This window comes from uncultured Maricaulis sp., from assembly GCF_963976135.1.
Lineage (GTDB): Bacteria > Pseudomonadota > Alphaproteobacteria > Caulobacterales > Maricaulaceae > Maricaulis.
Map to the genome: position 1 here is coordinate 23,521 of NZ_CAXBKN010000005.1, position 25,619 is coordinate 49,139.

Sequence of the window (25,619 nt, forward strand, 5' to 3'; positions counted from 1 at the left end):
GGTTATTAATTGGAGCGCACATTTCCCCAACCCTACAGCCGGGTCAAGCTCGCGATTGCGGCAAACAGCCAATCAACCGAACAGGCCAACCCCGCGCGGCGGCTCGGCATTGCGGTGAATATGCGCGCCGAGGATGAGTCCGAAGCCGGCCAGCACGGCCAGCATCACGGTGCCGCCATAGGAGATCATCGGCAGCGGCACGCCGACCACCGGCAAGACGCCCATCACCATGCCGACATTAATGAAGACATAGAGCCCGAATGTGGTCGCGACGCCCATCGTCGTCAGGCGCAGAAAAGTCGATTTGCAGCTGGTGGCGATGGCGACCGTATTGGCGAGGATCAGGGCATAGACTGTCAGAATGACGAGCCCGCCAACAAAGCCGAATTCCTCACCCAGAATGGTGAAGATGAAATCAGTCTGTTTCTCCGGCAGGTAGTCGAGCTGCGACTGGGTGCCTTCCATGAAACCCTTGCCGGTGAAACCGCCCGATCCCAGGGCGATCTTGGACTGCAGGATCTGATAGCCGGCACCGAGCGGATCGGAATCAGGGCTGAACATCGTCATGATACGCTGGCGCTGATAGTCCTCCAGCCCATAGCTGAAGAAGCCGATGCCACCGGCCAGGCCGACGACAGCGCCGGGCAGGATGACCTTCCAGCTCAGACCTGCAAGGAATACCACCGCGCCTCCGGTCGCGACCAGTAGCAGGGTCGTACCCAGATCAGGCTGTTTCAGGATCAGCATCGCCGGCACGCCGATCAGGGCGGCCGGAACCAATAGCCCGCCGAGCCGCGAGACGCGCTCGGTCGGCAGGTCGTGATAGAAACGCGCCAGCGCGAATACCAGGGCAATTTTCATGAGTTCCGACGGCTGCAAGCGGATCGGGCCGATATCCAGCCAACGTTGCGAACCATTGACCGTGGCACCGAATAATTCTGCGCCGATCAGCAGGATGAGCGCGACGGTGTAGACCGGGTAGGCCACGCCCATCCAGAAGCGAGGCGGGAACATGGCGATGACCAGCATGGCGACGAATCCCACCGCGAAGCGGATGGCATGACGCACTGCCCACGGCTCCCATGACCCGTCACCGACCGAATACAACATGCCGACGCCGGCCGCGCCGAGCAGGACAAGGAGCAGGACGAGCGACCAGTTGAGCTCCATCATCTTGCCCGGCAGGTCGCGGGGCACGCTTTCCCGGAAAACCGCCATCAGAGACCGCCTCGCGCCATATTCCCTGAATCGGCGAACACGCCGGGCCGGCTGGATGGATCGCGGGCGACAACCCGGCGCAGGATATCGCGCGCAGGACGGGTCGCCGCACTCGAGCCGCCGCCATGTTCAACCACTACGGCAACGGCATATTTGGGATTATTGGCGGGCGCGTAACAGACAAACAGCCCGTGATCGCGCAACCGCCAGGGCAGATCGAGCTGGGTTCGCACCCCGGATTCGCGCTCGGCCGCGGTGATGGAATAGACTTGCGCCGTACCGGTCTTGCCGGCCATTTCGATACCATCAATCCCAAGACCGCCAAGCCCGAAAGAAGTCCCGCCAGGCTCTTCCGCGGCCGCGCGCAGGGCATCGCGTACCTGCACCAGCGATTCATCACGCAAGCCCATATGCGGCGCCGGCGGCGCCATCGCATTGCGGTACAGGGTCGGCTCGACCGCGCGGCCGGAGGCGACACGGGCCGTCATCACCGCCAATTGCAGGGGCGAGGCCAGCATGGCGCCCTGCCCGATCACGGTGTTGTAGCTATCGCCGGTCGACCAGCCCTGATTACGCTGAGCCCGCTTCCAGGCCGGGTCCGGCATGATGCCCCGCGCAACGCCGGAAATGCCGATATCGAAGGGTTGGCCAATACCAAAGCGCTGTCCCATCGCATGCAGCCGTTCGATCCCGAGCCGTTGCGCGGTCTCGTAGAAGAAGATGTCGCACGAGGTCTTCACCGCCGTCCGCAGATTGACGGCGCCATGGCCCTGACGGCGCCAGCAATGGAATTCGCGTTCACCCAGCCGCACCGAGCCGGAACAGAAGACCGTCTCATTGGGCCGGAAGATATTGTGTTCGATGGCGGCGGCAGCCGAGACCGCCTTGAAGGTCGAACCGGGCGGGTAAGTGCCCTGGATCGATTTCTGGAACAGCGGCCGGTGGTCATTATCGCGCAGGCCGGAAAAGTCTGCGCTCGAAATACCGCCGACAAACAGATTGGGATCAAAGCTCGGCGCCGAGACCAGGGCAATCAATTCGCCGCTATTGACGTCGATCACCACCGCTGCGGCACTGTCCTGACCAAGCCGCTCATAGGCATATTGCTGGATATCAGCATCCAGCGTCATGACGACATCACGGCCCTGTTGCGGCGGGTTTGACTGTTCGGGCAGTTCGCGGATCACGCGACCGACGGAATTAACCTCGATTTTCAGGGCACCGGCCGATCCGCGCAAATCCTGTTCGCGGGCAACTTCGACGCCCGTCTTTCCGACCTTGAAGCCGGGATGGCGCAACAGCCGCTCGGCCTCGCGCGATTCATTCGCGAGATCATCCTCATTGGGCGTTTGCACATAGCCCACCACATGCGCGAAGGCCGCCGCATAGGGGTAGGAACGCACTTCGCCGACATCCGGCGCCATGCCCGCCAGCTCCGGAGCGTTGAGATTGATCGCCGAGAAGGTCTGCCAGTCGAGATCCTCGGCGACGGTGATGGCGTTGAAACGCTGTCCCCGGCTGGCCGCGCGCAGAACACGCTCGCGCTCATGCTCGCTCAGCGGCATGAAGCGCGCGAGCCGGTCAAGGGCGGCGGCAATATCACCCGCCTGTTCAGGAACAATGAGGACGCGGAAACTGTCGCGATTATCTGCCAGCAAGGCGCCGAAACGGTCGAGGATCCGGCCACGCGACGGCGGCACAAGCCTGAAATTGAACTGATTGTCTTCCGACAGGAGACGGTAGCGCTCGCCCTCCAGCACCTGCAGGGAATACAGCCTTGCGCTGAGCCCGGTAAAGGCCAGTGCCCCGCCACCCGCCATCAGCAGGGCCCGGCGGGTGAACTTCATATCCTGTTCCTGGCGATCAGCGCGCATCGGGTTTAGCGATCATCCTCCGATAAAGCCGGTTCGGCTGCTGCGACGGCGTCGCAGCGCGAAATGGGCGATGAGCGGGAACATCAACATGGTCGCCGTCGCTTCGATGATCAGGGGACGAAGGTCGGCCAGCTGGCCCAGCGCCAGGCTGCCGGCACCATAGGCAATCGCGTGGGCGAGCAGGAGCGTGCCGGCGAAGCGGGCCAGGATGGGCGGCAGATCGCGCGGCATGCCGTCCTCGCCGCGAAAGCGCAGGGCCGAGATCGAGACCAGATAGGCCAGCGCCCAGACGCCCATGGGGGCACCGGTCAGCAGGTCCTGGCAAAGCCCGATCGAAAAAACGATGATTGGCGGCATGAAATAGGGCCGCAAACCCGCCCACAGAAAGATGGCGATCAGCGGCCAGGTCGGCATGATATTGACGCCGTCAATCAATTGCGTTGGTGCAGCCTGGACAACCAGCGCCAGGAATACCGACAGCGCGCAGCCCGCCGCCGACCAATAGGGAGTCTGGCGTTCGGAGGTTTTTCTCATTCTTCGCCTCCGTCGGATTGTCCCGGGCTGGCAGGGGGCTCGTCATCGTCAGCCCCGGCACCCGGGCTCTCAACGACAGGATTGCCGTCTGCATTGCCAGCAGTGTCCGTGTCTTGCGCTTCCGGCTCGTCGACCGGCGGCTCGATCCGCTGATAGGGCCAGACCCAGACGAAATCGACCGGGGCCTGGTCGGAATAGAGGCGAACACGCCAACTGCCGTCGCGGGCCTCCACCGCTTCACCGACTGGCAGGCCGCGCGGCAGGATACCGTCATCTCCGGAACTGACAATACGGTCGCCCGGCTGAATATCCGCATCGCGGCCGACATAGTCCAGCCGCGGAAAGGCGGTGTTGTCGCCAATCAGAATGGCGCGGGCATTGGAGCGATCGGCCATTACGGGAATGCGGCTGTTGAGATCGGTCAGCAGCAGGATGCGTGCCGAACGGCGGCCGCTCTCGAACACCCGGCCGACCAGGCCGTAGAGATTGATCACCGGATAGCCGTCATCAATCCCGGCATCGCGGCCGCGACCGATCAGGCGCGCGCGAACGAAGGGGCCTTCCGGATCGGCCACCGTCCAGGCCCCGATCCGGTCCTGGGTCGCAGGGGTATTGATGTCGAGCGCCGCTTCATAGACTTCGATCCGGTCGCGTTGGCGATAGGCCAGGTCTTCCCAATAGCGCGCTTCAATCAATTGCTGGCGCAGCTCGGCATTCTCGTCGGCCAATGCGCCCTGACGCCGGAAATAGGGGCCGATATTCTTGAGGCCACGAACCGGCTGGGCGGCCAGTTCCAGAACTGGCGCGGCAATATCGGTGAAGCCTGAGCGGAAACCGGCGAATCCGGCCGATCGTGTTTCAGGCCGGTCGAAAGCGATCAGGGCCCCGGAAATGACAATCAGGGCGATGAAGAGGGTCCGGGAAAACCGAACCCCACCCTCACCTTCATGCCGTCCTGAACGACGAGACGCCACGACTCACTCCTGCCCTTGCGTGAACCGGCAGATTAAACCGCTTCAGACAGAATGGGGCGCCAAAGCTTAAGATCTTCAACCGCCTTGCCACAGCCTAGCACAACGCAGGACAGCGGATCATCGGCGAGACAGACCGGCAGGCCGGTCCGTTCGCGCAGCTCGGTATCAAGATTGCGCAACAGCGCACCGCCGCCTGTGAGCACAATGCCCTTGTCGACGATATCGGCGGCCAGCTCGGGCGGTGTCGCCTCGAGGGCCTGTTTCACGGCTTCAACGATCTGCTCGACCGGCTCGGAAAGCGCATCGGCAATCATCGCCTCGGTGATCGAGATCTCGCGCGGCACGCCATTCATCAGGTCGCGACCCTTGATATCCAGGGTCAGGCCTTCGCCCTTGACCGGCGGCATGGCCGAGCCGATTTCCTTCTTGATGCGCTCAGCGCTGGTTTCACCGATCAGGAGATTGGCCGAGCGGCGAATGTAATTGATGATGGATTCGTCCATCTTGTCGCCGCCCACACGGACCGAGCGCGAATAGACAATCCCCGACAGCGACATCACGGCGACTTCCGTCGTACCGCCACCGATATCGACAATCATCGAGCCGGTCGGCTCATCGATCGGCAGGCCGGCGCCCACTGCGGCGGCCATCGGCTCATCGATCAGATAAACCTTGCGGGCGCCGGCACCGAGTGCGGATTCATGGATCGCGCGGCGTTCGACGGCCGTCGCGCCTGAGGGCACGCAGATCACGACCTGCGGGCTGACCATGGAGCGGCGATTATGCACTTTCTGGATGAAATGCTTGATCATTTCCTCGGCGACGTCGAAATCGGCGATAACGCCATCGCGCATCGGCCGGATCGCTTCGACATTGCCCGGCGTCTTGCCCAGCATCAATTTGGCTTCCGCCCCGACCGCCTGGACGTATTTGCGTCCCTTCTCGACCTTGTACGCTACCACCGAGGGCTCATTGAGCACAACGCCACGCCCCTTGACGTAGACGAGCGTATTCGCGGTGCCAAGATCGATGGCGATATCTGCAGAAAGTAAGCCGAAAAAATAGTTGAACATAGAGCGCGCTGGTTTCGAGGGGTGTGGCGGCAATGCCGCGGGAAAGCTTTTTTTGTTGTGCGATGACCCGCGCCATATTGCAAGGGGCACGCAAGCGCAAACGCATACTGTTCACGCCGGCCGGCTAGGGCTCGGCCTCATGCTTGGCCGGTGGCGCGACCCCGTCAACCGGGCGATTTCGCCGCAACCAGCGGCGCGCGACCAGCATCATGCCGATCCAGCCGACCAGCGCGAGCGCCAGGGATAGACCCAGCAGCAATTGCCCCTCATCCATCATGGCCAGGATGCTCTGCCCCGCCAGGGCAACCACCAGCAGCTTCGGGCCCGTCCCGAGGAGCGTGCCCAGACCGAACGCCCAATAGGGCGTGCGCGCCATGCCAAAACCCATATTGACGACGATGAAGGGCCCCGAGGGCACCCAACGCACGATCATGCTCGCCAACAGGCCATTGCGGCCTATGAAATCAGAAATCCGATTGGCCCAGTCGCCACCGAACCGGGCCAGCAGGCCGGCGCCAAACCAGCGCCCGAGAAAATAATTGACCGTTGCCGCCGCCAGTGTCGCAATCCAGGCATAGATGAAACCGGTCTGCGGTCCGAAGGCAACGATGGCCGCCGCCATCAGGCCAAATTGCGGCGCGCCCAGGAATGACAGCGCTATGAATACGAGAATGGTCAGCGGCAGGGCATACCAGCGGCTGGCTGCGGAATCGAACCAGTCATCAATCGCACCCGGGCCAATCTCAAGAACGAAACGCCCGATCACGAATACGGCCGCGACCACCGCAAACAAGGCGATGGAAACGCCGATGGCGCGCGCGGCCCGGACGTCGAGGCGCAGCATGAATTGAATCAGAGCGTTCATTCTCTCCGGTACCCAAGGACAAGATGCGAGCTAACTAAACACGGATCCGTGCGCCTGCAACGCAGATCATCCGTCGGTCTGGCCGGTTTCGTCCGGCACCTCGCCCGCAGCGATCGCCGTCAGCTTGGCGCGCTGCAAGGCCAGGACGCCCAGTTGTTCGTCGAGCAATTTGAGGATTTCACGCGCCTCCTGCTGATCGACCACACCAGGCGAGCGCTCGGTCTCGCCCAGCGAGTCCATCAGGGCGGCGATATTGCGGGCATTGCCCCGGCTGGCATCGCCAGCCAGTGACAGCCAGTTGGCGTCGGCAGCCTTGTCGACCGGAACGAAAATCCCCCCCGCCAGCGCTGCAAGGTGCTGGGCCGCAGCGGTGGCACCGGATTCGGTCAGCCGCGCGATACGGGCATAGGAAATCTCATTGCTGGAATCAGGATCGGCGAGCGCATAGACGCGGGTCCGGCTGAGCTCGAGCAGATTCATTACCTCGGGGATGCCCCCGACCTCCTCGAATACGCGCGCCACGACTTCTTTCGGTTCGCCGTAGCGGCGCTCCTTGACCGGATTGAATGCCATCTTTGTCCCCAGCATTGGTTATATGTCCCTGTAGCTGACAGAGATGAACAGATTTATTGTCTATTTCGTGGCACTGCCAAGCCTTGAGCGCAATTCCGCGCCGGCGGCCTCGATCGGCAGGGTGCGGTCATGCGCCCGTTCGGCTTGCAGGCGGTCGCCCGATTCATAGCGCTCGACCCATTTGCGCGCGAAACTGCCGGACTCGATAGCCTCCATCGCGCCGTCGATAACCTTGAGCAATTCGGGTCCGGCAATCGCGTCCTCAATCTCGCGGGCACCGAATTCAGCGGTGTCGGAAATGGCTTCATACATGCCGGCGATACCGCGCTCCTGGATCAGGTCGGCGAGATATTTCAGCTCGTGCACGCAATCGATATAGGCCATGCGTTCACTCACCCCGGCCGCCGTCAGCCGCGTGAAGCTCGCCTTGGCCAGTGCCACCATACCGCCCACCAGCACGACCTGTTCACCGAACAGGTCCGAGACGGTTTCCTCGCGAAATGTGGTCGGGAATATCCCGACATTGCCCGACCCGATCGCTGCCAGATAGGCCAGTGCCAGCGCCCGCGCCTCACCGCTGGCGTCCTGGTGAACGGCCCAGAAGCCGATCAGGCCGCGGCCCTTGAGGAATTCCTGGCGCACCGCACCGCCCGGCCCCTTGGCCGCAGCGAGGATGATATCGGCATCGGCCGGCGCCTCGATCATCCCGTAATGCACGGAGAAGCCGTGACAGACGATCAGCGCCTGGCCGGGCTTGCGATGGGGCAGAATGTCCTGCGTCCAGATCTGGCGATGCGCTTCATCGGCGGCCAGCAGGGCGATGGCATCAGCCCAGGCCGCCGCCTGCGCGACAGTGACGACCTCAAACCCGTCCGCCTCGGCCTTGGCCCGCGAGGCGGAGCCGGCACGCAGGGCGATGCGGATCTGCGTCACGCCACTATCGCGCAGGCAGAGCGCGTGCGAGCGACCGTGATTGCCATAACCGACCAGGGCGACCCGGCGGCTGGTAATCGGCCCAGGATCGATATCGCGGGTGTAGAGCGGCTCGGTGGCGTCCGGTGTCATGGGCAGAATCATCCTCGTCGGCAGTCAGCGGATAGGACGCAGGCTCACCCCCCAAGTCCAGCACAGAGCGCCTTTTGCCTGCAGCCTAATCGCCCGTGCCCTGCCTGGCGAGCCAGGCAGCGCCCATTTCCCGGGCGATCAATGCGCGATGATGGCCGCCAGTTCGTCACGCGCCGCCGCGGCGTCGAGCGCGTGGATGCGGGGCCAGTCCGCCTGTTGATTTCGCAACCAGGTCAATTGCCGCTTGGCGTAGCGGCGCGAGTCCCGCTGCGCCAGACTCACCGCCGTATCGAGCTCGATCTCGCCGCGCAAATGCGCCATCAGGGGCGGCACACCCAACGCCTTGCTGGCCGGCAGGAGCGGATCCAGGCCAAGGCTGGCGAAGGCGCGCACCTCGTCGAGCGCCCCCTCGGCAAGCATCACTTCGAAACGCCGGTCGATCCGGTCATACAAGGCCTGGCGCCCGGGTTCGATGGCGATGCCGCGCCAGTCCGCGGCATTCAGCATGGGCCGGGTTTCGGCATGAAAGGCTGTCAGCGGTTCGCCGGTCGCATAGCCGACTTCGACAATCCGGCTCAGCCGCTGCAGATCGGCCGGCTTGATGCGCGCTGCCGCAACCGGGTCCAGCCGCTCGGCCTCGCGCCGCAGTCCGTCCGGCCCCGAGGCCGCAATCAGCTCCGCCACCTGGTGGCGGATGTCGGGATCAATCTCGGGCACCGGCGCCAGGCCCTTGGTCAGGGCGCGAAAGTAGAGGCCGGTTCCGCCGACCAGGATCGGCGTGCGGCCGCGTGCGCGAATCCCGGTGATCAGGCCCAGCGCGGCCTCGGCCCAATGCCCGACCGACCAGCGTTCGGCCGGATCAACACTGCCAAAGAGATGATGGGGTGCACGTGCGAAATCAGCGGCCGCGGGCTGCGCCGTGATCAGCGGCAGACCGGCATAGATCTGCATCGAATCGGCATTGATGATCTCGCCATCCAGCGCTTCGGCCGCCGCCAGGGCCAGCGCGGTCTTGCCCGCCGCCGTCGGTCCCGCAATCAGCAGGCAGCGCGTCACGGCCGGATGGATTGCAGCACGTACTGGCCGCCGCGATTGAGCTGGAAGCGGACCGGGCCGGTCGGAATGCCATCAACAATACGGCGGATATCCTCGATCGAGCTGACCCGTGTGAACTCGACTTCTTCAATCACATCGCCCGGGCGCACCTTGCCGGCAGCATCGCTGCTCGCCGCGACTTCGGTGACCAGCACGCCGGTCGCATCCGGGTGGACGCGGAAACGGCGGCGCGAGGCGGCATCGAGCGCTGCCAGCGTCATGCCCCGCACGCTATTGCCCTGGCCCTGGTCAGGGGCGATGACGGGCGAATTGGTGGCCGCCGCCGCCTCCCCCGCCGCGGCTGCCAGTTCGCCAACGGTCACTCGCAAAGTCATCGGCCGATCGCGGCGGATAATGCCGATCTCGGCGACCAGACCGATTTCGGTCTCGGCCACCAGGCGCGGAAAGCTGCGGCTGTCGCGCACCCGGCGGCCATCAAAGCTGACGACCAGATCGCCGGTGCGCAGACCAGCAGCCGCAGCGGGACCACCCGGCTCAATGCGCGAAATGATCGCGCCATACGGCGAGTCGAGCTCGAAGCTCTCGGCCAGTTCCGGCGTCACCGGCTGGACGCTGACGCCAAGCCAGCCGCGGCGGGTTTCGCCGAACTCGATCAGCTGGGCGACCACGCGCGTCGCGATATTGGACGGGATGGAGAGCGAGATGCCGACACTGGCACCGGTCGGCGACAGGATCAGCGTGTTCACGCCGATGACATCGCCATCCATATTGAACAGCGGGCCGCCGGAATTGCCGGTATTGATGGCGACATCGGTCTGGATGTAATCATCATAGCGCCCGCCCGCCTCGCGGCCCCGCGCCGAGACGACGCCGGCGGTCAAGGTGCCGCCCAGCCCGAACGGATTGCCGATCGCGATCACCCAGTCGCCGACGCGCGCGCGATCACTGTCGCCGAAGCTGACATGTGGCAGCGCCTCGTGAACATTCATCATCCGCAACACGGCCAGATCGGTCACCGGGTCGATACCGATCACCTCGGCCGCGAAGACGCGCCCATCGGGCAGGGCGACCTCGACCTCGTCAGCACCATCGATGACATGATTATTGGTCACGACCAGCCCGGTCGCATCGACGATGAAACCGGAGCCGAGCGAATTGGCGATGCGCGGGGCGTCGCCGAAGATTTCGTTGAAGCGCTCGAGCGGGGAGCCTTCGGGGAAGGATGGCAGGCCTTCGCCGGCATTGAGCCGCTGCGCCGCCGCGATATTGACGACGGCAGGCGAAAGTCCCTCGGCCAGATCGGCAAAGCCACCCGACCCGGGATGCGCCAGGGCGGTCGCGGGCAGGACAAACAGCAAGACGAGGGCAAACAGACGACGCATGAACTCAACCGATCCGAAAAAGAAATTCCAGTCTCTAGACATTGATTGATAGCGCCTTGCGGCCCTGGGCCGCAACCGTTGTGACGCGATTGTCATTGCCATGACAAAGCCGTCACGCCCCGGTCAGGCTCCGAGGAAAGCGACCAGCGCAACTCCGGATACCAAGGCGACCAGCCCCGCAATGCGCAGCTGGTCGCCCGGCATATCCAGAATCTGGAGCAGAAATCGCTTCATCGCCTCGGGAGCCAGCGCATAGGCCGCCCCCTCAAGCGCCAGAGCGACGCCCACACCGACAAGCAATGCCGTCAACACGCCTAGTTACGACCCGTTTCGCTACGGAAATAGTCGAAGAATTCCGAGTCCGGTGCGACGATAATCGGCGTCCCGGCCCCGATCGCTTCCTGATAAGCGATCATCGAGCGATAGAAGGCGAAAAATTCAGGGTCACGGCCATAGGCCGCCGCATAGATGGCGTTGCGCTGGGCATCGCCCTCACCCATGACCCGTTCCGCGTCGGCCCGCGCTTCAGCCCGGATAACCAGGCCCTGGCGGTCGGCATCGGCCTGGATTTCCTGGGCCTGCTGGGCGCCAACGGCGCGGATTTGCGCGGCCCGCTGTTCACGTTCAGAACGCATGCGCTGGAAGACGCGTTCAGCGATCTGTTGCGGAAGGTCAGCGCGAAGGATGCGGACATCGATCACTTCGATGCCGAGATTCTGCCGGGCAACCTGGGCTTCAACGGCCGCCTGGACGCGGTCCATCAATTCAGCGCGTTGACCGGAGACAACTTCCTGGGACGGGATCGAGGCGATCACGCCGCGAAGCGAGTCATCCATGATCGAGCGCAGACGCGATTGGGCCCCACGCTCATTTCCGACGGTCTGGTAGAAGCGCAGCGGGTCAACGATCCGGTAGCGCAGGAAGGCGTCAACAACGAGACGAACCTGGTCCGACGCCTGGATTTCTTCCGGGCTCATGTCGAATTCCAGATTGCGCTTGTCGAACATCAGCACATCCATGACGAAGGGTAGCTTGAAATGCAGGCCCGGATCTTCATCGCCGACTTCATTGACGGCATCGACCGGCTCACCAACCCGCAGGATCAGGGCCTGCTGCAGCTCATTCACCGTGTAGACGCTTTGCAGCCCGACGAAGATGACGCCGAACAGGAGGATTATTCCGAGGGTGCGGATCATTGGTTATTCCCCTGACTGCGAGTGCGGTTCTGACCAAGCTGGTCAAGCGGGAGATAGGGCACGGCGCCGGACTGACTATCGAGAATGGTCAGATCGGAATCGCGCAATACGCCCTCCATGGTTTCCAGATACATGCGGTGACGCGTCACTTCCGGCGCCTGCACATATTCCTGATAGATCGACAGGAAGCGATCAGCCTGGCCTTGCGCCTCGGCAATCACCGAGTCGCGATACCCCTGGGCGGCCTCGCCCAGACGGGCCGCATCACCGCGCGCTTCCGGGATGACCCGGTTGGAATAGGAGGTGGCTTCCAGACGCAGACGTTCAGCGTCCTGCTCGGCGACATCCACATCGCGGAAGGCGTCGATCACGCTGGCCGGTGGCTGAGCGGTCTGAAGGTTGACCTCGAGGATCTCGATGCCCGCCGTGTACTCATCCAGGGTTGCCTGCAGCAATTCCTTGGTCCGGCGCGAAACTTCGCCGCGGCCCTCGGTGATGATGTATTGCAGATTCGACGATCCGATCACTTCACGCATGGCGCTTTCGGCGACGGCACGGACCGTGTTTTCCGGATTGCGGACATTGAACAGATAGTCGCGCACGCCGTCGGGATAGCCCAGATTGACGCGCCACTGCACGGCGAAATTGATGTCGACGATATTCTGGTCGCGCGTCAGCATCTGGCCTTCGGTGCCGGCACCGATGGTGAGCGTGTTGGTCGTCGTCACTTCCGGCAGGAAGACCGTCTCGATCGGGGTCGGGAATTTGAAATGCAGGCCAGGCGTGGTGGTCCGGCTGTATTCACCGAAGCGCAGCACGACACCATTCTGGTTCGGGCCCACCTGGTACCAGCCACTGCCGGGAAGCAGGAACCAGACACCGACGAGGATTGCCAGCACAAGACCGACGCCGAAAATACCGCCGCCCTTGCCGCCATCCTTGCCGCCGGACTTGCCGCCGCCACCGAACATGCCGCGGAAGCTGCGCTGCAATTGGCGCACGACTTCGTCGAGATCGGGCGGCTCCTGGCCGCCACCACCACCGCCACCCTCGGGCCTGCGGCCCCAGGGGTTTTGTCCGTTTCCGTTATTGCCGCCGCCGGAACCCCAAGGGCCTCCGCCGCCGCCGCTACCGCCGGTATTATCGTTCCAGGGCATGGATGCTTCATTCCTCTCGATACATTGCGTCAATAGATGAACGTTTGCGCGCAAAGGTTCAAGGTTTATCGGGGGGGACGCGCAGAGCGCCAATCCCGCCCTCCCGGCTCAGACCCGTTCCAGCACGCGGCAAACGAAATTGTGCTCATCGCCCGGCCCGGCCTCGTGGACCTCGCGCAAGACCTCCGACCATTGCCCGGCCTCAAGCGTCGGGAAAACGGCATCGCCGGGCGGATCGGCCTCGACCTCGGTGATATAGAGCCGGTGGGCATGTCCCAGCGCCGCAGCATAGATCTGGGCGCCGCCGATCACGAAAACCTCGCCGACCGAATCGGCCTGCGCCTGCGCGGCCGCCATCACCAGCGCCGTGCCGAGATCCCTCGCCACCTGCCCGCCCTCGGCGACGAAACCCGCCTGCCGGCTGACCACGATATTCAGCCGTCCGGGCAAGGGCCGCCTCGGCAGGCTGTCCCAGGTCTTGCGGCCCATAATGATCGGCCTGCCGCTGGTGGTGGCCTTGAAATGCCTGAGATCCGAGCTCAACCGCCAGGGCAGATCGCCTTGTGCGCCGATAACCCCGTTGCGTCCGCGCGCGACGATGAGACAGATCGCTGGCAGGCCGAAGGCCGGTTCCCCGCCGCTCATGACACGTCCTCGCGCTCCAGCCAGCTGAGCCATTTATCCTGCACCGCGGCATCAAGATCGATGCCCTCATCGCGGGCCAGCAGGAGCAGCATCCCCAGCGCATCGGCCATTTCACGCGCCAGATTTTCGCGCGCGCCCTCATCGGCGGGCTTGCGGCTGCGGCCAGTGGTGGTGAGATAGGCCTGGGTCAGCTCGCCGAGCTCTTCCTGCAGTTTGAGCAGATACCAGTCACCCGAGCGGTCAATCTGGTAGCGCTCGGCGTAGATGTCTGAGACCTGCGCGATGCGGGCACCCAAAGCGTTGAGACAGGACGGGCTCGCCCCGCTCATACCGCCACCGGTGCCTTGATCGCCGGATGCGGATCATAATCCTCCAGCATGATGTCCTCATACTCGAAGGCGAAGAGGTCATTGGCATCCGGCTTGAGCCGCAGGCGCGGCAGCGGGCGCGGCTGGCGGCCAAGCTGTTCGGCGACCTGGTCCATATGGTTGGAATAGATATGGGCGTCGCCAAACGTATGGATGTATTCGCCCGGCTCCAGCCCGCACACCTTGGCGACCATCGTCGTCAGCAGGGCGTAGGAGGCGATATTAAAGGGCACGCCGAGGAACATGTCGGCCGAGCGCTGATAGAGCTGGCAGCTGAGTTTCCCGTCGGCGACATTGAATTGGTACAGCGTGTGGCAGGGCGGCAGCGCCATCGAGGGCACATCGACCGGGTTCCAGCCCGAGACGATCAGCCGCCGCGAGGCCGGATTATTCCTGATCTGCTCGAGCAGGTTGGAGAGCTGGTCGATCTCGGTGCCGTCCGGCCCGGCCCAGCGGCGCCACTGCTTGCCATAGACCGGGCCGAGTTCGCCATCGGCATCGGCCCATTCATCCCAGATCTTGACGCCACGCTCCTGCAGCCAGCGCACATTGGTCTCGCCGCGCAGGAACCAGAGCAATTCGATCGCGATCGACTTGAAATGCACTTTCTTGGTCGTCAGCAGCGGAAAGCCTTCGGAGAGGTCGCAGCGCAATTGCCGCCCGAACACCGAGCGCGTGCCGACCCCGGTGCGGTCGTCCTGCTGCGTCCCGTGTTCGAGGATGTCGCGCAGCAGATCGAGATAGGCCGCCTCGGCCGCCGAGCCGGTCGCGGCAGCGCTGCCGGATTCAAGTCCGGGCTCAAGAACGGCTGTCTCGGCCATCGCGTTTCTCCCCTGCGTCACGTGATCAGCCACTCTACATCCGATTCGCCGCAACCGGACCGTCGACGTCAGAATGATCCACACGTTTCCTCGATCCGGCTCCCGGCCGTCCCGCCATGGCGGCGTGCGGGCGCAATCACGATCGCGTGCGGGCCGGTCAGATTTCGCTTGCCTTGGCCATTACATGCGCTAGCGTGCGGAATCGGAACATAAACGGAACGATGCCGTCTTTAAGGGAGAAACAGAATGCTTGGCTATGTCACTTTGGGATCCAATGACTTGCAGCGCGCCGCCGCGTTTTACGACAAGATCTGCGCCGAATTCGGCGTCGGCCGGATGATGGAATCCGACACTTTCATCGCCTGGGGCAAACCCGGCGGCGGCGCCGGCATCGGCCTCACCAAACCCTTCGATGGCAAAGCCGCCACCGTCGGCAATGGCGTCATGGCCGCCTTCGAGGCCGACAGCAAGGAACAGGTCGACAAGGTCTACGCCCTCGCCCTCTCGCTCGGCGCCCAGGACGAAGGCCCCGCCGGCCCGCGCGGCGACAGCTTCTACGCCGGCTATTTCCGCGATCTGGACGGCAACAAGCTGAACGTATTCCACATGTCGTTCGGCGAGTAGGCAGAGGCCGGGGCATGCGCCTGGCCGGAAGCGGCAGGCGCATGCCCCGTTTTGCATGGCCGGCGGCTCTCATGGGTGCCCCGGGCCAGCTGGCGATCAGCGGTTCGGCTTGCCGCCCCCCAGGCTTTGCAATTCGGCCTGCAGGCGGGCCTGCTCCTGGCGCATGGCCTCGATTTGCCGGTTCTCGGCTTCAATCCGGGCATTCTCAGCGGCGATGCGGGCATTTTCCGCCTCCAGGTTCGAGGCCGGTGCCGGGGCTGGATTAGAGGCCGGCGCAGGGTTAGCGGCCGGTGCCGGGTTTGAAGCGGGCGCAGGGTTCGAGGCCGGTGCCGCGTTGGCGGGCTGTGTGCGGCCCGAGCGGCCATTGCCGACGGGATCGGCCGAACGGCCGCTATCATTGTCCGTAACCCCGGAGGAGGCCTGACTGCCTGTGCCCCGCCCCTGCCCCGCCGGATCGGCACGCGCGCCGCTATCGCTGTCGGAGACACCGCCTCCGCCGCGCCCATAGCCACCCGGATCGGCATTGGCGCCGCCATCGCTGTCGGACTGGCCGGTATAGGTCTGCGCCGATGCGGCGCCATTGACCGCGCCGACGGCACCCGTGGCGACAATACCGCCAGCCACACGCGCCAGAAAGGAGCGCCGGCTCAATCTCCCTACTTTCGCCATTGCATTCCCCCCGCTGCGACGATTTCTGTCCGCAGCGTAGGGTGGCCCATCGAGCTTGCAAACCCCCGCCGGCCCCGAATGCAGTCAACCGCCCTTTAAACATCGCCCCGCATCCCCTATATTAGGCGTGTCAGCTTGCTGACTATGGCGATAAACGCGCTCGTAATAACCAGACCGGACCCGGGGGCAGTACCCGGCGGCTCCACCATTACCTTCCGCTTGTATTGGCAAGCGAATATGGGGCCGAAACAGGATCGACGGATGGGTAAAGGAGACTGCTTTTGCCCGGGTGAGGCCCGATACAGGCTCATTCTTAAAGTTGCCAATGACAACTTTGCTGAAGAAGTCCGTCTCGCTGCCTAGTCAGCGCGTCTAACTTCGACATGAACTCCTGGGTGTTCGCACGCTCAGGCGGGGTCCGGAGGCACCTGGCAACAGAAGCCTCCACTTTTCCCTTTGTTGATAACGCTTCCCGCCCCGGCCTTGCGCTTGACGCACGGCCCCGGTCACGGGCTAGATGGGGTTTGTCCGCGCGGCGCAGGAGCCCGAATTGACCTCGCCCCGGCCGCCCTCCACGCCTGACCAACGCCATTGCGCCAATTGCGGTGCGCCGCTGGACGGACCCTATTGCGCGGCTTGCGGCCAGGCCGAAGCCGATCTGCGCCGGCCCATCCTGTCACTGGTGACCGATTTTCTCGATGGCGCCTTCGCCTGGGACGGACGTTTCCTGACCACGCTGCGCGGCCTCTATATGCGTCCCGGCGGCGTGGCGCGCGATTATGTCGACGGCAAGCGGATGCAGTTCTCGCCGCCGATGCGGATCTATCTGATCATGACCTTGGCCTTCTTTGCGCTCAGCGCCGCGGCCGGCATTCGTCCGCTGGCGATCACATTCACGCCTGATGCCGCCACCATTCGCAGCCAGAGCGCCGGGGATATCGAGGACCGGCGGGCGCGCCTGCGGCCGGGCGCTGATGCGGCGGGCGATACGCTCGACGACGCCACACTCGCCTGCGGCGTCCTGCCCGGCCCCGACGAGATCGCGGCCGATGGCAGCCTGGTCTTCGCCCGCGATACCGGCATCAATATCGCCCTGTTCCGGCGCGGCACCCCGCCGGAATCGCGCAATCTCGACCTGCAGACCGAACAATGCTTCCACACCGTGCTGACGAATGGCGGCGCCGGGTGGGTCGAGCCCGTCGTGATTGAAGCGATCCGCCATCCCGCGGCCTATGAGGCACGAGCGGCGGCGAATGCCAGCCAGGCCTTCCTGCTGATGGTGGCGGTTTTCGCCTTGCTGAACCTGGCGCTGCACCCCAGACGGCGGCTGATCGAACATGTCGTCTATTCGCTCTACTGAAATGCCAGCATGGTCCCGGCCGCCATGTTGGGCATCCTCGCCGCCAATCTCGGCGCTGGCAGCTGGCCCGGCATGGTCGCCCTGGTCATCCTTGGCATGGCCATCCAGGTGTTTGCGGCGCTGCAGGAGCGCGGCTTCTACGGCTCGAGCTGGATTGGCACCGCCCTGCGCCTGCCCGTGCTGATCACCGGCTATGCGGCCGGACTGACCGCGATATCGATCGGGTTGATCTGGCTGGGCGCGCGCTAGCGCCGCCCCACCCCTCAACCTCCCCGACACCTTGTGCAGTAGAACGACCAGAATGCGTTGACCTGTCCACGCCGTGCGATACCTTGCGGCAAGGGAAAAACGGGGATGTCCATGGCCAAGGATCTGATGCGCTACGACTTGATGGCGCAAGAGGCGCTGCGCGGCGTTGTCCGTCAGGCCTTGCTCAAGGCGGCCCTGCCGCAAGGCCTGCCCGGCCCGCACCATTTCTACATCACCTTCCGCACGCGCGCGCCCGGCGTCGATATCGACCCGTCATTGCTCGAGAAATATCCCGATGAAATGACCATCGTCCTGGAACACCAGTTCTGGGATCTCGAAGTGACCGAAACCGGTTTCGAAGTGACGCTGAAATTCGGTGGCGTGCCGAAATATCTCAAAATGCCCTATTCCGCAGTCTCGCGCTTTCACGATCCGAGCGTCGGCTTTCATCTGCAATTCGACCAGGCCGTCGGCGGCAATGACCCGGCCGTGGATAGTGGCCCCGGCTCCAAGCCCGGCCCCAAGAGCGCGCCTGCAGAGGGCGAGGCCGGCCAGGTCGTCAGCCTCGACAGTTTTCGCAAGAAGTGATGGGCGGCCAGCGACCGGTTGCCCCAGATCTGAGCGACGGGCCGGTACACCGGCTTGATGCGCCACAGATTCGCGCCCGACTCACCCAGATGACCAATCTCGAGCATGCCGCGACCCTGCTCGGCTTCCGCCTGCTCGATTTTTCCATCCAGGAGGGCTGGATCGAGGCTGAATTCGACCCCTCCCCGCAGGTCTCGAACCTGCGCGGCGGCGTGCAGGGCGGCATGATGTGCGCCATGCTTGATGAAGTGATGTCGCTCGCCGTCCTGGTCGAACAGGGATTTACCGTCGGCGTGCCGACGCTGGAAATGAAAACCAGTTTTCTCGCCCCGCTGCCGCTGGCCAAATGCAAGGCGCGCGGCCAGGCGCTGCGCGTCGGCCGCAATGTCGCATTCATGGAAGGCACGATCTGGACCGGTGACGGCATTATTGCGGCCAGGGGGACGGCGACCTGCCAGGTCCGCCGGCCTCGCGCGCTGCGCGACTAGAGCTGACACCCGCCCGGCGGTTCAGGCGTCTTCGAGTACCCGCCGGCGCGCCGCCAGCGGCGGCACCACTACCGGCCGCTCGGGCAGCGGCCGCGCCGTGACACTGACACGGGCGCGGGCGCCGGCATGTTTGGACACGTGCAGCCGGTCGATCAGACTGCCCTTGTGAAAAACCATTCCCGACAGGGCATCGAGCACCGCCTTGGCGACGCGGTCGACATCAATATCGGCGCCATTATCGGGCCGTTCGATCCGCACATCGACTTCATAGGCACGGCCAACCGGCTCGGCACGCCTGAATTCATGGCGAAAGAATTCACCGATCAGCGCCTTGAACCGGCGTGTCTGGGTGGTCGGCGCATCAACGCGCAGATTAAGTTCATCACCGAACATGAAAGCTATGATCGTCCCTGATTTCAGTCCGAATTCGCGCCAGCCCCCACGGCGATGCGCATCATCATCTTGATCCGTCATCTGTGAGTGATACACGTCCGACCTGTTCTTCACCATCTTCGTCCGGCGCCCGGCGCGCTGCAAGGAGCTTCCCCTCATGCGCGAGACCCGCACCGAAACCGACAGCTTTGGCCCACTCGAGGTTCCCAGTGAGAAGCTCTGGGGCGCGCAGACCGCACGCTCGCTGATCAATTTCCCGATCGGCACCGAGACCATGCCGAAACCGCTGATCCGCGCCCTGGGGATCGTCAAATACAGCGCCGCGCGCGCCAATCAGCGGCTGGACAATCTCGAGCCAAGACTGGCCGACGCCATCGCCCAGGCAGCGCTGGAAGTCGCCGAAGGCAAGCTCGACGACAACTTCCCCCTCTCGGTCTGGCAGACCGGCTCGGGCACGCAATCCAACATGAATACCAATGAAGTCGTCTCCAATCGCGCCATCCAGATTCTCGGCGGCAAAGTCGGCTCGAAAGACCCCGTCCATCCCAATGACCACGTCAATCGCTCGCAATCCTCGAACGACACTTTCCCGACCGCGATGCATATCGCTGCGGCCGAAGAGATCACCCACCGGCTGATCCCGGCGCTGCAGACCCTGCACAATGCGCTCAACGACAAGTCGCAGGCCTTCAAATCCATCATCAAGATCGGCCGCACCCATTTGCAGGACGCGACGCCGTTGACGCTGGGCCAGGAGTTTTCCGGCTATACCGCGATGGTCGCCAATGCGATCCGCCGCGTTGAATCGGCCCTGCCGGCCCTGTGCGAGCTGGCCCAGGGCGGTACCGCCGTCGGCACCGGGCTGAACACCAAGATCGGTTTCGCCGAAGCCTTCGCCGAGGAAGCCGCCGCGCTGACCAAAATCCCCTTCATCACCGCGCCGAACAAATTCGAGGCGCTGGCGACCAAGGATGGTCTGGTCGAGGCGCATGGCACGCTCAATTCCGTCGCCGTCTCGCTGTTCAAGATCGCCAATGATATCCGCCTGCTCGGCTCGGGTCCGCGTTCCGGTCTCGGCGAGCTGGCCCTGCCGGAAAACGAGCCGGGCTCCTCGATCATGCCGGGCAAGGTCAATCCGACCCAATGCGAGGCGCTGACCATGGTCTGCACCCAGGTGATGGGCAATAATACCACCGTCTCCATGGCCGGCAGCCAGGGCCATATGGAGCTCAATGTCTACAAGCCGGTGATCATCTTCAACGTGCTGCAATCGATCCGCCTGCTGGCCGATGCCGCCGACAGCTTCACGGAACGCTGCGTCACCGGCATCACCGCGCGCGAGGACAATATCGCCCTCTTGATGAACCGCTCACTGATGCTGGTCACCGCGCTCAATTCCACCATCGGCTATGACAACGCCACCATCGTCGCCAAGACCGCCCACAAGAACGGCACCACCCTGCGCGAGGAAGCCGTCAAGCTCGGCTTCGTGACGGCGGAACAGTTCGACGCGATTGTGAAGCCGGAGAATATGCTGGGGCCGAAAGACTAGCCATGAGCAAGCCGGTCAATCTCAAACAGGCGCGCAAGCGCAAGGCGCGCCTGGAGAAGGCGAAGAAGGCCGAGGCCAACCGGCTGCTGCACGGTCAGCCGAAGGCCGCGACCGATCTTGCGAAAGCGCGCAGCGAAAAGGCCGCGCGTGAACTGGACGGGAAGAAGCTGGAGAGCTGATCACTTTGTGATCCTCACCAGCTCCGACGGCTGCGCCGCCATCTCTTCCATCAAGGAAGAGGAGGAGCCAGGCCGGACGTTCTCGATTACCGCCCTCCTCTTCCTTGATGGAAGAGGTGCCCCCGAAGGGGGCGGAGCTGGTGCAGATCGCAAAACTCAACCACCGGCCGCTAAAACCCCGAATTATACATCGGGCGCTCGCCACGGCGGTCGCGGTATTCGGCGAGGAAGCGGGTGGCTTCTTCCGATTCGCTCAGGCTCTCGAAATACAGGAAGGCCGTCGGCCGGACCGGCCAGTTGGCCTCCGGCTCGAGCCGGACATGGCTGAAGGCCTCGCGCAGGGATCGCGAGGACGAGATCTTGAGCACAGAGGAGGGATCGGTCTCGTCCCGCAGCAGGACGTAGACGCCCGGCCGGTTGGGGACACGGCGTTCACTCATCGCCGTAAACGGCAGGGGGGAGCTCCATTTGCGCATGCCGGTGACCTAGCATGACAAAAGCTGCCGATTGGTAACCATGCGACAATGCTCGGCAGTTGCGACTGCGCATCGCCCGCTTGCCTGCCGGAGCGGGCTGGACGATGCTGCCGCCATGCCCCTGATCAAACGCTCAGTTTCGCTCGCCGGTCACCGCACCTCCCTGTCGCTGGAGCCGGAATTCTGGGCCGTGATCGATACCGCGATCCGCGCCGACGGCCTGTCGCTGGCCGGGCTGATCGCCCGCATCGACGAAGCCCGCGGCCTGGAACCGCTGGCCTCCTCGATGCGGGTCTGGGCCCTGAAACGGGCGCAGGGCTTGCCGGACGGCTAGTGTCCGGGCCGGCGCTGGGCCGCGATGGTCAGTACGTCCAGCTCTGAATCAAGATCGAGCACGATCGGCTCATCAATGCCGCACTGCCAGCCTGGCGCCAGGTAATCCGCTGCATCGCGGGCGATCTGATTGGCACCGGGCTGCTGCGCCGCCTCGACATAGGCGACATGGCAGGCGCCGACTTCGCCGTCCGGGCGCAGGGCGGAGACGGTGAGATACTGGCCGCCATCGCCGGGCTCGAAACCGGTGAAGATCGAGCGATAAATCGTCGCGAAGGGCGCGCCGGACGCGTCGAGACGCCATTCCATCACCTGGCCGAGATCCTGGAAAACCCCGGCGCGCGGCGGGTTCTCGCCCCATTGCGCTTCCTTGCCGCGCCGGGAATAGGCCACTGCCGCGCCATGTTCACCGGCGACGATATGGACCGTCCAGCCCGCAAAGCCGGCGCAATCGGAGAAATGGACCGGCTCGTCTTCGGCCTGGTAGGCCGTGCAATTGTCGAAGACGCGCACATAGGCGCTGTCATTGGCGCCCGCATGCGCCTGGGCCCAGGCGGTGGCGGACAGCGCGAAGACGGCGATCAGGCTTGCAGGAACAAAGTGTTGCATGATGGCTCCCCTTTTTCCGTTTTACTCTACGGCGCAAGGGCGGGTTGCGGCCAGCAGAAAAGTGAAACCGTCCATGCCCTTGACCCTGGTCGCCAGAGCACGGCAAATCGGCCCCGTGTCGAATCCCAAGCCCAATCCCTCCGCCCTTGCGGTCATCAGCCATTCCATCCGCGAGGGCCGCGGACCGGTGCTATGGGTGTTGGGAATTCTCGTCGGCCTGCTGGCAGGCTATGCGACGATCGGGCTGCGGCTGGGGATCAGTTTTTTCGAACAGACCGCCTTTGGTGTCACCGAGGAGAATCTGGCGAGCCAGGCGGCCACCCTGCCCTATCTGCGCCTGGTGCTGATCCCGCTGGCGACCGGCATCGTGATCGCCTCGCTCTATTATCTCGGCCGCCGCTTCGGACTGGTGACCGAGCCGGCCGGGAAGGCTGTCGCGGATGTGCTCGAGGCGCGCGCCGTCAAGGGCGGCAAGGTGGAGCTGAAATCGGGCCTGTATTCGGCCCTGCTCTCCGCCATCTCGCTCGGCGGCGGCGCCAGCGCCGGGCGCGAGGGCCCGGCCGTGCATCTGGGCGGCACGATGGGTTCGGCGCTCGCCGCCTGGCTCAACATGCCCGCCCGTGCCAGCCGTATCCTGCTCGCCTGCGGCGCCGCAGCGGCGGTGTCCGCCAGTTTCAACGCCCCGGTCGCCGGCGCCCTGTTTGCCTTTGAGGTCGTGCTCGGACATTACGCGCTGCGCTCGATCGCCCCGGTCGCTGTCGCCAGCGTCGTCGGCGCGCTGATCCTGCGCCTGCATCTGGGCGAGGATCCGGTCTTCGGGGATTTGCAGGTCGCTCCGGTCGGGCTGTGGGATTATCCCGCCGCCGCCGTGCTCGGCATTGCCGCCGCCGGCCTCGCCATCCTGTTTGATCGCGGCGTGCTGCACGGCCCGGCTATCGTCACCGGCTGGGCCGACAGGATCGGCTTCCCCCACTGGATGCTGCCCATCCCGGGCGGGCTTCTGGTCGGCCTGCTGGCACTGATCGCCCCGGAAATTCTCGGGGTCGGCTATGAGGCCACCTCCAACGCGCTGCATGTCGCCTATCCGCTGCAACTCCTCCTGCTCTTCATCGCGCTGAAGGTGATCGCCACCACCATCACCCTCTCCTTCCGATTTGCCGGCGGCGTGTTTTCGCCCTCCATCTATCTCGGCGCGATGCTGGGCTCGGCCTTCGGCCTGGTGATGGTCACCCTGTTCGGTGACGCCACGGCGGGCGCCGGTTTCTTCGCCGTGATCGGCATGGGCGCGGTCGCCGGAGCGGTGCTCGGCGCGCCGCTCTCGACCACGCTGATCGTGTTCGAACTGACCTCCAGCTATGAGGCCTCGGTTGCCGTGCTGGTCTCGGTCTCGCTGGCGACGATCCTGACCCAGTCAGCGCTGGGCGGCTCGCTCTTCCAGCGCCAGGTCATGCGGCATGGCTATGATATTTCCGGCGGCTCCAGCCGTCTGGTGCTGCAGACGGTGCGGGTGCGCGATTTCATGCTGACGCTCGATGAATGGGGCAAGGCCGAACTGGCCACCGGCGTCTGCCTGTATGAAGATGACACGCTGGGCAAGGCTATGGGCCTGCTGGACGCCGAACAGATTGACGGCGCCCCGGTCCGCAGCCGCTCCGATGATCAATCGGTCGTCGGCTGGGTCACCAAGGCCGATGCCCAGGCCGCCTATGCCCGGCGCCTGGCCGAAATCAGCGAAGAGGAACACCGCTGATCGCACCACGCTTCATTTCCCGCCCGGCGATTATCCGTCTGGAAAGAATGTCGGCTTATATGTGTGACACATGACCGCAGAGCAGCACGACATGACGGGGCCAACCCCGCTTCTGGGAGAGGGCATATTGAGCCCTGAAGCCCTGCGTGCCGCCAATATCAATCCGGTCACCGGGCTGGCGACCGACTATCTCAATCACTTCAATGAGGTGATGATGTTGATGGAAATGCTGCCCGACATGCCCGATTGCGCTGAAGACGTGCTCGACTGGGCGCCGGCCGACTATACCGAACACTTCACCAATTCCGGCTTCAAGGACAAGGAGCTCGCCGTGCTCGCCTATCAGGCCGCGCCGCACCCTGTGCGGGCGCAACTGGTGACAGTGGTGCTGCAGATCGAGGCCGAGGTCCGCCGCGCGCAGGACATGTTATGCGTCGAGGCCAGCCCCCCTGCCTGCCAGGCGGTGGCGGCACTGGCGACCGAGTGCATCAAACCGCTGATCATCGCCGCGTCCGGCGCGATACATGGCCAGGTCGAAGACGCGGATGATTATCGGGATGAAGGCGTTCAGGCTGGCGTGGACGCGCTGTTTGGCTAGTTGCACAATGCGACCACGCACCCAATTTTCATATTGTATGAGTAGGGTTAACGCGCCGGACCACCGATAAGGGCGGTGCACAACATCTTCCCCTGATACGAGAATTTCATCATGCCCCGCCTGACACTGGTTCCACGAGCCGCGCAGACCCCGCCTCCATGCCCCACCCAGGAATTGCAGGAGATCATTGCCGATCTGCATCAGGCCCGCGATGGACTGACCGATGGTCCGAGCATTCTGTGGCTGATCAATGATCTCATGTGCTGGTGCGAGAGCCGCATCGAGGATTGCGATGATGAGTCGCCAAACAGCGCCCAGACCACACTCAGCCGCCAGAACTTCATGTCGCGCCTGACCGGCTATGCCGAGAATATCCGGCGCTCGAATGGCGAGTTGAGCGATGAATTCCTCGCCTTCCTCGCCACCGTACAGACGGCAATGGACGCACCAACGACCAATTAGGCCCGCATCGGCCCGCCGCCCGAATCGGCCCTGCCACCGGATGCGAACAAAAAACGAACAATTGCACATCACCGGCTTGGGATTGCGCGTTTTTCGGTCCAGACTACCGGATTGAACGACTCGTTATTCGCAGGCTGGCATGACTTCGCTCTCGATTTCCGACATGGCGCGCGCGGCGCCGCCCTCGCCTTATCTCGAAGGCCTCAATGCCGAGCAGCGCACCGCTGTCGAGGCGCTCGACGGGGCCGTGCTGGTGCTCGCCGGTGCCGGCACCGGCAAGACCCGTGTGCTCACCACCCGCCTCGCCCATATCCTCGCCACCGGCCGCGCGCGGCCGTGGGAAATCCTCGCCGTCACCTTCACCAACAAGGCCGCACGCGAGATGAAGGAGCGGGTCGGCAAGATTATCGGCGAAGCCGTCGAGGGCGTGCCGTGGATGGGAACCTTCCACTCGGTCTCGGCCCAGATCCTGCGCCGCCATGCCGAAC

At 64.2% G+C, this 25,619-nt stretch carries 32 protein-coding genes and 1 other RNA gene; 13 read left to right on the forward strand and 20 right to left on the reverse strand.

Annotated elements, in window-relative coordinates:
- Positions 1 to 72: 72 nt before the first annotated feature.
- The 16 genes from rodA to AAC023_RS01370 all read right to left on the reverse strand — a co-directional run bounded on the left by rodA (position 73) and on the right by AAC023_RS01370 (position 14,801).
- The gene (gene rodA, locus AAC023_RS01295) at positions 73 to 1,218 is read right to left on the reverse strand and encodes a rod shape-determining protein RodA (RefSeq protein WP_339737307.1); all 1,146 of its coding nucleotides are present in this window, start codon (positions 1,216 to 1,218) and stop codon (positions 73 to 75) included.
- On the reverse strand, positions 1,218 to 3,065 hold the full coding sequence (gene mrdA / locus AAC023_RS01300; protein WP_339737309.1) for a penicillin-binding protein 2: 1,848 nt from the start codon (positions 3,063 to 3,065) through the stop codon (positions 1,218 to 1,220). Before mrdA ends, rodA begins: the two co-directional genes overlap by 1 nt.
- A 39-nt stretch (positions 3,066 to 3,104) precedes the next feature.
- Positions 3,105 to 3,626, reverse strand: a complete 522-nt coding sequence (gene mreD / locus AAC023_RS01305) for a rod shape-determining protein MreD (RefSeq protein ID WP_339737311.1) — start codon at positions 3,624 to 3,626, stop codon at positions 3,105 to 3,107.
- A complete protein-coding gene (gene mreC, locus AAC023_RS01310) occupies positions 3,623 to 4,600 on the reverse strand; it encodes a rod shape-determining protein MreC (protein ID WP_339737313.1) in 978 nt (325 codons plus the stop codon). The genes mreD and mreC overlap by 4 nt, the downstream gene beginning before the upstream one ends.
- Before the next feature lie 32 nt (positions 4,601 to 4,632).
- On the reverse strand, positions 4,633 to 5,673 hold the full coding sequence (locus AAC023_RS01315) for a rod shape-determining protein (protein WP_339737315.1): 1,041 nt from the start codon (positions 5,671 to 5,673) through the stop codon (positions 4,633 to 4,635).
- Between the two features lie 124 nt (positions 5,674 to 5,797).
- Positions 5,798 to 6,538: a VTT domain-containing protein gene (locus AAC023_RS01320; protein WP_339737317.1), complete on the reverse strand. Its 741-nt coding sequence runs from the start codon at positions 6,536 to 6,538 to the stop codon at positions 5,798 to 5,800.
- Between the two features lie 66 nt (positions 6,539 to 6,604).
- Positions 6,605 to 7,111 carry a hypothetical protein gene (locus AAC023_RS01325; RefSeq protein WP_339737319.1) on the reverse strand — a complete coding sequence of 169 codons (507 nt, stop codon included), beginning with the start codon at positions 7,109 to 7,111 and terminating at the stop codon, positions 6,605 to 6,607.
- Between the two features lie 60 nt (positions 7,112 to 7,171).
- Positions 7,172 to 8,176: a ketol-acid reductoisomerase gene (gene ilvC / locus AAC023_RS01330; RefSeq protein WP_339737321.1), complete on the reverse strand. Its 1,005-nt coding sequence runs from the start codon at positions 8,174 to 8,176 to the stop codon at positions 7,172 to 7,174.
- 138 nt (positions 8,177 to 8,314) lie between these two features.
- Positions 8,315 to 9,232 (reverse strand): tRNA (adenosine(37)-N6)-dimethylallyltransferase MiaA, encoded by a 918-nt coding sequence (miaA, locus tag AAC023_RS01335; RefSeq protein ID WP_339737323.1) that lies wholly within the window; start codon positions 9,230 to 9,232, stop codon positions 8,315 to 8,317.
- The gene (locus AAC023_RS01340; protein WP_339737325.1) at positions 9,229 to 10,614 is read right to left on the reverse strand and encodes a Do family serine endopeptidase; all 1,386 of its coding nucleotides are present in this window, start codon (positions 10,612 to 10,614) and stop codon (positions 9,229 to 9,231) included. The genes miaA and AAC023_RS01340 overlap by 4 nt, the downstream gene beginning before the upstream one ends.
- A gap of 123 nt (positions 10,615 to 10,737) precedes the next feature.
- Positions 10,738 to 10,923 carry a DUF2065 domain-containing protein gene (locus AAC023_RS01345; protein ID WP_339737327.1) on the reverse strand — a complete coding sequence of 62 codons (186 nt, stop codon included), beginning with the start codon at positions 10,921 to 10,923 and terminating at the stop codon, positions 10,738 to 10,740.
- Between the two features lie 5 nt (positions 10,924 to 10,928).
- Positions 10,929 to 11,810 carry a protease modulator HflC gene (locus AAC023_RS01350; protein WP_339737329.1) on the reverse strand — a complete coding sequence of 294 codons (882 nt, stop codon included), beginning with the start codon at positions 11,808 to 11,810 and terminating at the stop codon, positions 10,929 to 10,931.
- Positions 11,807 to 12,967, reverse strand: coding sequence for an FtsH protease activity modulator HflK (hflK, locus tag AAC023_RS01355; protein WP_339737331.1), 1,161 nt, complete (start codon positions 12,965 to 12,967; stop codon positions 11,807 to 11,809). Before hflK ends, AAC023_RS01350 begins: the two co-directional genes overlap by 4 nt.
- 108 nt (positions 12,968 to 13,075) lie before the next feature.
- Positions 13,076 to 13,612 (reverse strand): dihydrofolate reductase, encoded by a 537-nt coding sequence (locus AAC023_RS01360; protein ID WP_339737333.1) that lies wholly within the window; start codon positions 13,610 to 13,612, stop codon positions 13,076 to 13,078.
- The gene (locus AAC023_RS01365; protein WP_339737335.1) at positions 13,609 to 13,941 is read right to left on the reverse strand and encodes a phosphoribosyl-ATP pyrophosphohydrolase; all 333 of its coding nucleotides are present in this window, start codon (positions 13,939 to 13,941) and stop codon (positions 13,609 to 13,611) included. The genes AAC023_RS01360 and AAC023_RS01365 overlap by 4 nt, the downstream gene beginning before the upstream one ends.
- Complete coding sequence (locus AAC023_RS01370; RefSeq protein ID WP_339737337.1) at positions 13,938 to 14,801, reverse strand: thymidylate synthase; 864 nt, start codon at positions 14,799 to 14,801, stop codon at positions 13,938 to 13,940. Before AAC023_RS01370 ends, AAC023_RS01365 begins: the two co-directional genes overlap by 4 nt.
- 246 nt (positions 14,802 to 15,047) lie before the next feature.
- Between AAC023_RS01370 and AAC023_RS01375 the strand changes: the two genes are divergently transcribed.
- Positions 15,048 to 15,425 (forward strand): VOC family protein, encoded by a 378-nt coding sequence (locus tag AAC023_RS01375; RefSeq protein WP_339737339.1) that lies wholly within the window; start codon positions 15,048 to 15,050, stop codon positions 15,423 to 15,425.
- Positions 15,426 to 15,521: 96 nt separating this feature from the next.
- Here AAC023_RS01375 and AAC023_RS01380 read toward each other — a convergent pair whose 3' ends face one another.
- Entirely contained in the window at positions 15,522 to 16,076 is a 555-nt protein-coding gene (locus tag AAC023_RS01380) for a hypothetical protein (RefSeq protein ID WP_339737341.1), read from the reverse strand.
- A gap of 108 nt (positions 16,077 to 16,184) precedes the next feature.
- On the opposite strand from AAC023_RS01380, the gene ssrA reads away from it, so the two are divergent.
- The 5 genes from ssrA to AAC023_RS01405 all read left to right on the forward strand — a co-directional run bounded on the left by ssrA (position 16,185) and on the right by AAC023_RS01405 (position 18,779).
- Positions 16,185 to 16,543, forward strand: a transfer-messenger RNA (tmRNA) gene (gene ssrA / locus AAC023_RS01385).
- 101 nt (positions 16,544 to 16,644) lie between these two features.
- A complete protein-coding gene (locus AAC023_RS01390) occupies positions 16,645 to 17,454 on the forward strand; it encodes a DUF3667 domain-containing protein (RefSeq protein ID WP_339737343.1) in 810 nt (269 codons plus the stop codon).
- A gap of 9 nt (positions 17,455 to 17,463) precedes the next feature.
- Positions 17,464 to 17,703 carry a hypothetical protein gene (locus AAC023_RS01395; RefSeq protein ID WP_339737345.1) on the forward strand — a complete coding sequence of 80 codons (240 nt, stop codon included), beginning with the start codon at positions 17,464 to 17,466 and terminating at the stop codon, positions 17,701 to 17,703.
- Positions 17,704 to 17,814: 111 nt separating this feature from the next.
- Positions 17,815 to 18,291 (forward strand): SspB family protein, encoded by a 477-nt coding sequence (locus AAC023_RS01400; protein ID WP_339737347.1) that lies wholly within the window; start codon positions 17,815 to 17,817, stop codon positions 18,289 to 18,291.
- Positions 18,292 to 18,380: 89 nt separating this feature from the next.
- Positions 18,381 to 18,779 (forward strand): PaaI family thioesterase, encoded by a 399-nt coding sequence (locus AAC023_RS01405; protein WP_339737349.1) that lies wholly within the window; start codon positions 18,381 to 18,383, stop codon positions 18,777 to 18,779.
- 21 nt (positions 18,780 to 18,800) lie between these two features.
- Here the strand turns inward: AAC023_RS01405 and AAC023_RS01410 are convergent, their stop codons facing one another.
- Positions 18,801 to 19,253, reverse strand: coding sequence for a RusA family crossover junction endodeoxyribonuclease (locus AAC023_RS01410; protein ID WP_339737351.1), 453 nt, complete (start codon positions 19,251 to 19,253; stop codon positions 18,801 to 18,803).
- Positions 19,254 to 19,329: 76 nt separating this feature from the next.
- Between AAC023_RS01410 and fumC the strand changes: the two genes are divergently transcribed.
- Both fumC and AAC023_RS01420 read left to right on the forward strand, forming a co-directional pair.
- A complete protein-coding gene (gene fumC, locus AAC023_RS01415) occupies positions 19,330 to 20,724 on the forward strand; it encodes a class II fumarate hydratase (protein ID WP_339737353.1) in 1,395 nt (464 codons plus the stop codon).
- Positions 20,725 to 20,726: 2 nt separating this feature from the next.
- The gene (locus AAC023_RS01420) at positions 20,727 to 20,903 is read left to right on the forward strand and encodes a DUF4169 family protein (protein ID WP_339737355.1); all 177 of its coding nucleotides are present in this window, start codon (positions 20,727 to 20,729) and stop codon (positions 20,901 to 20,903) included.
- A gap of 170 nt (positions 20,904 to 21,073) precedes the next feature.
- Here the strand turns inward: AAC023_RS01420 and AAC023_RS01425 are convergent, their stop codons facing one another.
- A complete protein-coding gene (locus AAC023_RS01425) occupies positions 21,074 to 21,343 on the reverse strand; it encodes a hypothetical protein (protein WP_339737357.1) in 270 nt (89 codons plus the stop codon).
- 151 nt (positions 21,344 to 21,494) lie between these two features.
- Between AAC023_RS01425 and AAC023_RS01430 the strand changes: the two genes are divergently transcribed.
- Positions 21,495 to 21,713 carry a ribbon-helix-helix domain-containing protein gene (locus tag AAC023_RS01430; protein ID WP_339737359.1) on the forward strand — a complete coding sequence of 73 codons (219 nt, stop codon included), beginning with the start codon at positions 21,495 to 21,497 and terminating at the stop codon, positions 21,711 to 21,713.
- Here the strand turns inward: AAC023_RS01430 and AAC023_RS01435 are convergent.
- Positions 21,710 to 22,321 carry a hypothetical protein gene (locus AAC023_RS01435; RefSeq protein WP_339737361.1) on the reverse strand — a complete coding sequence of 204 codons (612 nt, stop codon included), beginning with the start codon at positions 22,319 to 22,321 and terminating at the stop codon, positions 21,710 to 21,712. The genes AAC023_RS01430 and AAC023_RS01435 overlap by 4 nt on opposite strands.
- Positions 22,322 to 22,394: 73 nt before the next feature.
- Between AAC023_RS01435 and AAC023_RS01440 the strand changes: the two genes are divergently transcribed.
- The 4 genes from AAC023_RS01440 to AAC023_RS01455 form a co-directional block, all read left to right on the forward strand.
- A complete protein-coding gene (locus AAC023_RS01440) occupies positions 22,395 to 24,071 on the forward strand; it encodes a chloride channel protein (RefSeq protein WP_339737363.1) in 1,677 nt (558 codons plus the stop codon).
- A 70-nt stretch (positions 24,072 to 24,141) separates the two neighbouring features.
- Positions 24,142 to 24,669: a hypothetical protein gene (locus tag AAC023_RS01445; protein ID WP_339737365.1), complete on the forward strand. Its 528-nt coding sequence runs from the start codon at positions 24,142 to 24,144 to the stop codon at positions 24,667 to 24,669.
- A gap of 111 nt (positions 24,670 to 24,780) precedes the next feature.
- Positions 24,781 to 25,131, forward strand: a complete 351-nt coding sequence (locus AAC023_RS01450; protein WP_339737367.1) for a hypothetical protein — start codon at positions 24,781 to 24,783, stop codon at positions 25,129 to 25,131.
- Between the two features lie 139 nt (positions 25,132 to 25,270).
- The coding region (locus AAC023_RS01455) for a UvrD-helicase domain-containing protein (RefSeq protein ID WP_339737369.1) at positions 25,271 to 25,619 on the forward strand (349 nt) is incomplete at its 3' end.

Bases quoted from the DNA above. Each gene is read 5' to 3' on its own strand.
- AAC023_RS01375 (WP_339737339.1), top strand. From the start codon at position 15,048: ATGCTTGGCTATGTCACTTTGGGATCCAATGACTTGCAGCGCGCCGCC.
- mreD (WP_339737311.1), bottom strand. From the start codon at position 3,626: ATGAGAAAAACCTCCGAACGCCAGACTCCCTATTGGTCGGCGGCGGGC.
- AAC023_RS01420 (WP_339737355.1), top strand. From the start codon at position 20,727: ATGAGCAAGCCGGTCAATCTCAAACAGGCGCGCAAGCGCAAGGCGCGC.
- AAC023_RS01405 (WP_339737349.1), top strand. From the start codon at position 18,381: ATGACCAATCTCGAGCATGCCGCGACCCTGCTCGGCTTCCGCCTGCTC.
- AAC023_RS01440 (WP_339737363.1), top strand. From the start codon at position 22,395: ATGCCCTTGACCCTGGTCGCCAGAGCACGGCAAATCGGCCCCGTGTCG.
- rodA (WP_339737307.1), bottom strand. From the start codon at position 1,218: ATGGCGGTTTTCCGGGAAAGCGTGCCCCGCGACCTGCCGGGCAAGATG.
- AAC023_RS01350 (WP_339737329.1), bottom strand. From the start codon at position 11,810: ATGATCCGCACCCTCGGAATAATCCTCCTGTTCGGCGTCATCTTCGTC.
- AAC023_RS01315 (WP_339737315.1), bottom strand. From the start codon at position 5,673: ATGTTCAACTATTTTTTCGGCTTACTTTCTGCAGATATCGCCATCGAT.
- AAC023_RS01410 (WP_339737351.1), bottom strand. From the start codon at position 19,253: ATGACGGATCAAGATGATGATGCGCATCGCCGTGGGGGCTGGCGCGAA.
- AAC023_RS01430 (WP_339737359.1), top strand. From the start codon at position 21,495: ATGCCCCTGATCAAACGCTCAGTTTCGCTCGCCGGTCACCGCACCTCC.
- AAC023_RS01445 (WP_339737365.1), top strand. From the start codon at position 24,142: ATGACCGCAGAGCAGCACGACATGACGGGGCCAACCCCGCTTCTGGGA.
- AAC023_RS01365 (WP_339737335.1), bottom strand. From the start codon at position 13,941: ATGAGCGGGGCGAGCCCGTCCTGTCTCAACGCTTTGGGTGCCCGCATC.
- AAC023_RS01425 (WP_339737357.1), bottom strand. From the start codon at position 21,343: ATGAGTGAACGCCGTGTCCCCAACCGGCCGGGCGTCTACGTCCTGCTG.
- mrdA (WP_339737309.1), bottom strand. From the start codon at position 3,065: ATGAAGTTCACCCGCCGGGCCCTGCTGATGGCGGGTGGCGGGGCACTG.
- fumC (WP_339737353.1), top strand. From the start codon at position 19,330: ATGCGCGAGACCCGCACCGAAACCGACAGCTTTGGCCCACTCGAGGTT.
- AAC023_RS01360 (WP_339737333.1), bottom strand. From the start codon at position 13,612: ATGAGCGGCGGGGAACCGGCCTTCGGCCTGCCAGCGATCTGTCTCATC.
- AAC023_RS01450 (WP_339737367.1), top strand. From the start codon at position 24,781: ATGCCCCGCCTGACACTGGTTCCACGAGCCGCGCAGACCCCGCCTCCA.
- AAC023_RS01395 (WP_339737345.1), top strand. From the start codon at position 17,464: ATGGTCCCGGCCGCCATGTTGGGCATCCTCGCCGCCAATCTCGGCGCT.
- hflK (WP_339737331.1), bottom strand. From the start codon at position 12,967: ATGCCCTGGAACGATAATACCGGCGGTAGCGGCGGCGGCGGAGGCCCT.
- AAC023_RS01340 (WP_339737325.1), bottom strand. From the start codon at position 10,614: ATGCGTCGTCTGTTTGCCCTCGTCTTGCTGTTTGTCCTGCCCGCGACC.
- AAC023_RS01325 (WP_339737319.1), bottom strand. From the start codon at position 7,111: ATGGCATTCAATCCGGTCAAGGAGCGCCGCTACGGCGAACCGAAAGAA.
- AAC023_RS01400 (WP_339737347.1), top strand. From the start codon at position 17,815: ATGGCCAAGGATCTGATGCGCTACGACTTGATGGCGCAAGAGGCGCTG.
- AAC023_RS01435 (WP_339737361.1), bottom strand. From the start codon at position 22,321: ATGCAACACTTTGTTCCTGCAAGCCTGATCGCCGTCTTCGCGCTGTCC.
- ilvC (WP_339737321.1), bottom strand. From the start codon at position 8,176: ATGACACCGGACGCCACCGAGCCGCTCTACACCCGCGATATCGATCCT.
- AAC023_RS01320 (WP_339737317.1), bottom strand. From the start codon at position 6,538: ATGAACGCTCTGATTCAATTCATGCTGCGCCTCGACGTCCGGGCCGCG.
- AAC023_RS01370 (WP_339737337.1), bottom strand. From the start codon at position 14,801: ATGGCCGAGACAGCCGTTCTTGAGCCCGGACTTGAATCCGGCAGCGCT.